This window comes from Bradyrhizobium sacchari, assembly GCF_002068095.1.
Classification (GTDB): domain Bacteria; phylum Pseudomonadota; class Alphaproteobacteria; order Rhizobiales; family Xanthobacteraceae; genus Bradyrhizobium; species Bradyrhizobium sacchari.
Genome location: NZ_LWIG01000010.1, coordinates 306,723 through 314,112, shown reverse-complemented (window position 1 = coordinate 314,112; position 7,390 = coordinate 306,723). Strand labels below are relative to the sequence as shown.

At 62.7% G+C, this 7,390-nt stretch carries 7 protein-coding genes; 6 read left to right on the top strand and 1 reads right to left on the bottom strand.

Annotated elements, in window-relative coordinates:
* The 5 genes from sufB to A5906_RS15135 all read left to right on the top strand — a co-directional run.
* Positions 1-1,347, top strand: a 1,347-nt coding sequence (gene sufB / locus A5906_RS15155; protein WP_080136157.1) for a Fe-S cluster assembly protein SufB, incomplete at its 5' end; no start/stop codon positions are given.
* A 34-nt stretch (positions 1,348-1,381) separates the two neighbouring features.
* Complete coding sequence (gene sufC / locus A5906_RS15150; protein ID WP_080136088.1) at positions 1,382-2,140, top strand: Fe-S cluster assembly ATPase SufC; 759 nt, start codon at positions 1,382-1,384, stop codon at positions 2,138-2,140.
* Between the two features lie 4 nt (positions 2,141-2,144).
* Positions 2,145-3,464, top strand: coding sequence for a Fe-S cluster assembly protein SufD (sufD, locus tag A5906_RS15145; RefSeq protein WP_080136086.1), 1,320 nt, complete (start codon positions 2,145-2,147; stop codon positions 3,462-3,464).
* A gap of 4 nt (positions 3,465-3,468) precedes the next feature.
* Positions 3,469-4,710 (top strand): cysteine desulfurase, encoded by a 1,242-nt coding sequence (locus A5906_RS15140; RefSeq protein WP_080136084.1) that lies wholly within the window; start codon positions 3,469-3,471, stop codon positions 4,708-4,710.
* Complete coding sequence (locus A5906_RS15135; protein WP_080136083.1) at positions 4,707-5,045, top strand: nitrogen fixation protein NifZ; 339 nt, start codon at positions 4,707-4,709, stop codon at positions 5,043-5,045. Before A5906_RS15140 ends, A5906_RS15135 begins: the two co-directional genes overlap by 4 nt.
* A gap of 13 nt (positions 5,046-5,058) precedes the next feature.
* On the opposite strand, the gene A5906_RS15130 is transcribed toward A5906_RS15135, so the two are convergent.
* Positions 5,059-5,511, bottom strand: coding sequence for a SufE family protein (locus A5906_RS15130; RefSeq protein WP_080136082.1), 453 nt, complete (start codon positions 5,509-5,511; stop codon positions 5,059-5,061).
* 351 nt (positions 5,512-5,862) lie between these two features.
* Here A5906_RS15130 and nifD point away from each other — a divergent pair, with 351 nt between their 5' ends.
* A complete protein-coding gene (gene nifD / locus A5906_RS15125) occupies positions 5,863-7,365 on the top strand; it encodes a nitrogenase molybdenum-iron protein alpha chain (protein WP_025037826.1) in 1,503 nt (500 codons plus the stop codon).
* The last annotated feature ends 25 nt before the right edge of the window (positions 7,366-7,390 follow it).

Here is a 7,390-nt window from a genome sequence, read left to right as displayed (position 1 = left end):
CCCGACTGGATGCTCCAGTGGCGGCTTGAGGCCTATCGGCGCTGGCTGACCATGACCGAGCCGACCTGGGCCCGTGTCGACTATCCCAAGATCGACTTCCAGGATCTCTATTATTACGCGGCGCCGAAGCCGAAGAAGGCGGTCTCCTCGCTCGACGAGATCGATCCGGAGATCCTGAAGACCTACGAGAAGCTCGGCATTCCCTTGCGGGAAGTCGCCATGCTCGAAGGCGTCGAGCCGAAGGTGGGCGAGGAAGATCCGGCGCGCCGCAAGATCGCGGTCGATGCTGTCTTCGATTCGGTCTCGGTTGCGACCACGTTCAAGGCGGAGCTGAAGAAGGCCGGCGTGATCTTCATGCCGATCTCGGAGGCGATCCGCGAGCACCCTGAGCTGGTGCAGAAGTATCTCGGCTCGGTGGTTCCGACTTCGGACAATTTCTACGCGACGCTGAACTCGGCGGTGTTCTCGGACGGCTCGTTCGTCTACGTGCCGCCGGGCGTGCGCTGCCCGATGGAGCTGTCGACCTATTTCCGCATCAACGAGCGCAACACCGGCCAGTTCGAGCGCACGCTGATCATCGCCGACAAGGGCTCCTACGTCTCCTATCTCGAGGGCTGCACAGCGCCGCAGCGCGACGAGAATCAGCTGCACGCGGCCGTGGTCGAGCTCGTCGCGCATGACGATGCCGAGATCAAATATTCGACGGTGCAGAACTGGTATCCCGGCAATTCGGAAGGCAAGGGCGGCATCTACAATTTCGTCACCAAGCGTGGCGACTGCCGCGGCGCCAACTCCAAGATCTCCTGGACCCAGGTCGAGACGGGTTCGGCAATCACCTGGAAATATCCGAGCTGCATCCTGCGTGGCGACAACTCCCGCGGCGAGTTCTACTCGATCGCGATCTCGAACGGCTTCCAGCAGGTCGATAGCGGCACCAAGATGATCCATCTCGGCAAGAACACGTCGAGCCGCATCATCTCCAAGGGCATCGCCGCCGGCAAGTCGCAGAACACCTATCGCGGTCTCGTCACGGCGCACCGGAAAGCCACCGGGGCACGCAACTTCACCGCCTGCGATTCCTTGCTGATCGGCGACAAATGCGGCGCGCACACCGTGCCGTACATCGAGGCGAAGAACTCGTCCGCGACGTTCGAGCATGAGGCGACGACCTCGAAGATCTCCGAGGACGTCCTGTTCTACTGCATCCAGCGTGGCCTCAGCCAGGAAGAGGCTGTCGGCCTCGTCGTCAACGGCTTCGTCAAGGACGTGCTGCAGCAGCTGCCGATGGAATTCGCGGTGGAAGCGCAGAAGCTGATCTCGATCTCGCTCGAAGGAAGCGTCGGATGACCATCTTCGAACCTAACAGGCAGGGAGAAATGTGATGACGGCGCTTCTCGACATCCGCGGGCTCAAGGCCGAGATCGACGGCCGCCAGATTCTCAACGGGCTCGACCTCACCGTGAACAAGGGCGAGATCCACGCCATCATGGGTCCGAACGGTGCTGGCAAGTCGACATTGTCCTATGTGCTATCGGGCAAGCCCGGCTACGAAATCACTGGCGGCGAGGTGTCCTTCAATGGCGAGGATCTCCTCGCCATGGACCCCGACGAGCGGGCCGCCCAAGGGCTCTTCCTGGCGTTTCAATATCCTCTCGAGATCCCCGGCGTTGCCACGCTGACCTTCCTGCGCACCGCATTGAACGCCCAGCGCAAGAAGCGCGGCGAGGACGAGCTGTCCTCTCCCGACGTGCTGAAGCGGGTGAGAGATCTTGCCAAGCAGCTTAGCATCGAGCCGGAGATGCTGAAGCGGCCGCTCAATGTCGGCTTCTCCGGCGGCGAGAAGAAGCGCAACGAGACGCTTCAGATGGCACTTTTGGAGCCAAAGTTGTGCGTGCTGGATGAGACTGATTCCGGCCTGGACATCGATGCGCTACGCGTCGTCGCCGATGGCGTCAATCGCCTGCGCGCGGCCGACCGCAGCATGATCGTGATCACCCACTACCAGAGACTGCTCGACTACATCGTGCCAGACGTCGTTCACGTGCTCTCCGCGGGACGCATTGTCAAAACCGGTGGCAAGGAGCTCGCGCTCGAACTGGAGGCGACGGGCTACGCGCAGTATCAGAGCGAAGCGGCGTGATCCCATGAATGCAGAGCTCCGTCCCGTGAAGACTGCCGCCGAAATCGGCCTTGCCGATCTGTTCGCGGCTGTGCGCAAGGACCTGCCCGGGGGGAGTAGCATCGAGGCGATACGGTCTGATGCCTTCGATCGCTTCGCGGCCCAGGGGTTGCCCAATTCCCGCGTTGAGGCGTGGAGGTGCACTGACCTGCGGCGCCTGGTGCAAGATGCCAAGCCTCTGGCGCGGCGGCCTGATGCGGCCGCCAAAACCGCGGCCGGCGGGGCCGGGGCGGTGTTCGCCGGTCTCCACATTCGGCGGCTCTTGATTGTTGACGGCGCCTTCGTGCCCGAACTCTCCGATCTCGCTGCTCTCGAAGCCGGTGTCGCCATTCGTGCGACGGTCGAGGCTCTGCGGAGGGAGGAAATGGTTCTCCCATTTGGCATGGCTGGGGCCGATCCGGTAGCGGCGCTCAATACCGCGCTCGCCGGCGACGGCGTCGTGATCACGGTTGCCGCCGACGTTGTCGTGGAGCGGCCGATTCATCTCGTCTTCGTGACGACGGGTGCTGCGCCGGCGGCGATGTTTACACGGTCGCGGCTGGAACTCGGTCATGGTGCCTCGCTTACGCTGATCGAGACGCATGAAGGACCGGATCATTCCGACTACCAGGTCAATGCGGCCCTGCAGATGGACGTCGGCGACAAGGCCAGCCTGGATCACATCAAGATCACGAGCGAAGGCGCCGCCGCACTGCATATCGCGACGCTGGAGGCGTCGATCGGTGTGGGCGCGAACTACCGTGAATTCGGGTTCACGACAGGCGGCGCCGTGGTGCGCAACCAGCTCTTCCTGAGACTCGCCGGCGAGGGGACCATCGCCAGTGTGCACCAGGCGAGCCTTCTGTCCGGCCGCCAGCATGCTGACACCACGCTCACCGTCGATCATGCCGCCGCAGGCTCGCAGAGCCGCGAGGTGTTCAAAGCGGTGGTCGACGACGAGGCACGTGCGGTGTTCCAGGGCAGGATCACGGTGCAGCCCGGCGCACAGCAGACCGATGCCAGGATGATGGCGCGGGCGCTGCTCCTGTCCGACGAGGCGGTCGCCAGCTGCAAGCCGGAGCTCGAGATCTTCGCCGATGACGTGCAGTGCGGGCACGGCACTACGACGGGCGCGCTGGACGATCAGCTGAAATTCTACCTGATGGCCCGTGGCATACCGGAGAAGGAAGCCGAAGCGCTGCTGATCCAGGCCTTCGTCGGCGAGGTGATCGACGCCGTCGCGCGCGAGGATCTGCGCGATGCGTTGTCGCGGACGATGCACGATTGGCTCAAGGGACGGGAATAAGGTCATGCATCCGGCGGTGAGCAATGGAAGCTATGACGTCACCCGCATTCGTCGGGATTTCCCAATCCTGTCGATGCAGGTGCACGGCAAGAAGCTGGTCTATCTGGACAATGCGGCCTCGGCCCAGAAGCCGAGGGTGGTGCTCGACCGGCTGACGCAGGCCTATACCAGCGAATACGCCAACGTCCATCGCGGCCTTCATTACCTCGCCAACGCTGCTACCGAGGCCTACGAGGGGGCGCGCGACAAGGTCGCGGCGTTCCTCAACGCGGAGCGGCGTGAGGAGATCGTGTTCACCCGCGGTGCCACGGAGGCGATCAATCTCGTGGCCCAGACGTTCGGCCGCGAGCGCATCGGCGAGGGCGACGAGATCGTGCTTTCGATCATGGAGCACCACGCCAACATAGTGCCATGGCACTTTCTGCGGGAACGACAGGGCGCCGTGATCAGATGGGCGCCGGTCGACGACGAGGGCAGTTTCCTGATCGAAGAATTCGAGAAGCTGCTGAACGCGCGGACCAGGCTTGTCGCAATCACCCAGATGTCTAATGTGCTGGGCAGCGTGGTCCCGGTCAAAGAGGTCGTTCGCCTGGCGCATGCGCGCGGGATTCCCGTCCTGATCGACGGCTCGCAAGCGGCGGTCCACATGGATGTCGATGTCCGCGATATCGACTGCGACTTCTACGTTATCACCGGGCACAAGCTGTATGGGCCGACGGGCATTGGTGCGCTCTACGCCAAATACGAGCATTTGGCGGCCATGCCGCCCTTCAACGGCGGCGGAGAGATGATCCGCGAGGTCTCCTGCGACACCATCACCTATGGTGAGCCACCGCACCGCTTTGAAGCCGGTACGCCGTCGATCGTGCAGGCGATCGGCCTCGGCGCCGCGATCGACTATTTGGAATCGATCGGAAAGGAGCGGATCCGCAGGCACGAAGGCAGCCTGCTCGCCTATGCCCAGGAGCGGCTGCGTGGGATCAATTCGCTGCGGATCATCGGGACGGCCGCTGGCAAAGGACCGGTCGTGTCGTTCGAGATGAAGAACGCTCACCCTCACGACTTTGCAACCGTCATCGACCGCTCCGGCGTTGCGGTGCGGGCAGGAACCCATTGTGCGATGCCGCTGCTTGAGCGCTTCGGCGTGACCGCGACTTGCCGCGCTTCGTTCGCGCTCTACAACACCATGGAAGAGGTCGACGCTCTGGCCGAGGCCTTGGTCAAGGCCCAGGAGCTTTTCTCATGAGCGACCAGATCGCTGCCAAATCACGGCCCGTGGCCCGTATCGTCTGCGATGCCCATCGACGCCGTGCGGTGCGGAACATGGAGCGGCGGTTCACCGGCGAGTTTTCGCCCGGCGAGCCGGTCCGCGCCTCGGCCCTGATCAGGAACGACGGGATGTATCCGCACAAGGACATCGGCGAGCCGCTGGTACATCCCGGCGACGCCGGCGTCGTCCGCGAGAGCTGGCGGTTTCTCGGCGAGGTCTACTACACGGTCGAGTTCGTGGCCCGAGCAGTGTTCGTCATCATGCGTGGCCGCGAGATGGTGCGGATGGGAACGGCGTTCGACGTCGGCTGACGATCCCCGGCCTTCAAACGGCCTCCGCCAGTGCGGCTGTCGCATCTGCCCGTACCCGGGCCACCATCGACCGGAAGCCGTTCGAGCGTTGCGGCGTCAGGTGCTCGCCGAGGCCGAGCCGATCGAACAGGGCGAGGGGATTTTCGACGGTGATCTCCGTCGCGGATCGTCCCGACAGGAGCGCAATCAGGATCGCGACCAGGCCGCGGACGATATGAGCATCGCTGTCCCCGGCAAAGGTCAGGAGCGGCCGTCCGTTCCGATACTCGATGGTGGTCGCCAGCCAGACCTGGCTGACGCAGCCCTGCACCTTGTTCGCGTCCGTGCGCTGCGCCTCGGGAAACGCGGGCAGCTTGCGTCCGAGCTCTATGACATAGCGATAACGGTCGTCCCATTCCTCGAGCAGCGAAAAGTTCTCGATGATGTCGTCGATCGGTGTCGGCTGGGAACTCGGTCCAAGCTGCATAATCGCCTCGATGCGTTGGTGAGATGCATCAAGCAAGCTCCATACCGCGGCGCGATCGATGTTTCCGCGCAGGAAGATTCATATTCGATGCCGTCTGGCGACGGCGCATTGTTTTGTTTCGAACAGCCATCCGTGCTTGCGCATGTCGACATGATGCGATGTCGGGTTTGCAACAATCGAGAGCTTCGAAGCTATCTGTCTCCAATCGCTTCGGTTTTCGTCTTGGGCCGGCGCTGGCACACTCGTTGCAAAAGTCCTTGTGCAAGGCGACCTCGCGGAAAGAGATCGCGAGAGCGGCGCGCCGGTTAAGGCGTCCGATCGTTCACACAGGGATAACCGAGGGATATTCGTATGAGCCTAGCAACCACAGAGAGCGTCGCCGAGATCAAGGCCCGCAACAAGCAACTGATCGACGAAGTCTTGAAGGTCTATCCCGAGAAGACCGCCAAGCGTCGCGCCAAGCATCTCAACGTGCACGAGGCGGGCAAGTCTGATTGCGGCGTCAAGTCGAACCTGAAATCCATTCCCGGTGTGATGACCATTCGCGGCTGCGCCTACGCCGGCTCCAAGGGCGTGGTGTGGGGGCCGATCAAGGACATGATCCACATCAGCCACGGCCCGGTCGGCTGCGGCCAGTATTCCTGGGCCGCGCGGCGCAACTACTACATCGGTACCACCGGCATCGACACCTTCGTCACGATGCAGTTCACCTCCGATTTCCAGGAGAAAGACATCGTGTTTGGCGGCGACAAGAAGCTCGCCAAGATCATCGACGAGATCCAGGAGCTGTTCCCGCTCAATCACGGCATCACCATCCAGTCGGAATGCCCGATCGGCCTGATCGGCGACGACATCGAGGCCGTCTCGAAGGTGAAATCCAAGGAGTATGACGGCAAGACCATCGTCCCGGTGCGCTGCGAAGGTTTCCGCGGCGTCTCGCAGTCGCTCGGCCACCACATCGCCAACGACGCCGTGCGGGACTGGATCTTCGACAAGGTCAACCCGGAGGCCAAGCCGGCGTTCGAGCCGACGCCTTATGACGTCGCGATCATCGGCGACTACAACATCGGCGGCGACGCCTGGTCCTCGCGCATCCTGCTCGAGGAGATGGGCCTGCGGGTGATCGCGCAGTGGTCCGGCGACGGCAGCCTCGCCGAGTTGGAAGCGACGCCCAAGGCGAAGCTCAACGTGCTGCACTGCTACCGCTCGATGAACTACATCTCGCGTCACATGGAAGAGAAGTTCGGTATCCCCTGGTGCGAATACAACTTCTTCGGTCCCTCCAAGATTGCGGAGTCGCTGCGCAAGATTGCGAGCTTCTTCGACGACAAGATCAAGGAAGGCGCCGAGCGCGTCATCGCGAAATATCAGCCGCTGATGGATGCGGTGATCGCCAAGTATCGTCCGCGCCTCGAGGGCAAGACCGTGATGCTGTTCGTCGGCGGCCTGCGTCCCCGCCACGTGATCGGCGCCTACGAGGACCTCGGCATGGAAGTGGTGGGCACCGGCTATGAGTTCGGCCACAACGACGACTATCAGCGGACCGCCCAGCATTACGTCAAGGACGGCACGCTGATCTATGACGACGTCACCGGCTACGAATTCGAGCGTTTCGTCGAGAAGATCCAGCCGGATCTCGTCGGCTCCGGCATCAAGGAAAAGTACGTCTTCCAGAAGATGGGCGTGCCGTTCCGTCAGATGCACTCCTGGGACTACTCCGGTCCCTATCATGGCTACGACGGGTTCGCGATCTTCGCCCGCGACATGGACATGGCGATCAACTCCCCGATCTGGAAGAAGACCAAGGCACCCTGGAAGGATGCCCCGCGGCCGAGCCTGATGGCGGCGGAATAAACAGCAAGGCACGGCTCTTCCCGTT

Bases quoted from the DNA above. Each gene is read 5' to 3' on its own strand.
- sufC (WP_080136088.1), top strand. From the start codon at position 1,382: ATGACGGCGCTTCTCGACATCCGCGGGCTCAAGGCCGAGATCGACGGC.
- sufD (WP_080136086.1), top strand. From the start codon at position 2,145: ATGAATGCAGAGCTCCGTCCCGTGAAGACTGCCGCCGAAATCGGCCTT.
- A5906_RS15140 (WP_080136084.1), top strand. From the start codon at position 3,469: ATGCATCCGGCGGTGAGCAATGGAAGCTATGACGTCACCCGCATTCGT.
- A5906_RS15135 (WP_080136083.1), top strand. From the start codon at position 4,707: ATGAGCGACCAGATCGCTGCCAAATCACGGCCCGTGGCCCGTATCGTC.
- A5906_RS15130 (WP_080136082.1), bottom strand. From the start codon at position 5,511: ATGCAGCTTGGACCGAGTTCCCAGCCGACACCGATCGACGACATCATC.
- nifD (WP_025037826.1), top strand. From the start codon at position 5,863: ATGAGCCTAGCAACCACAGAGAGCGTCGCCGAGATCAAGGCCCGCAAC.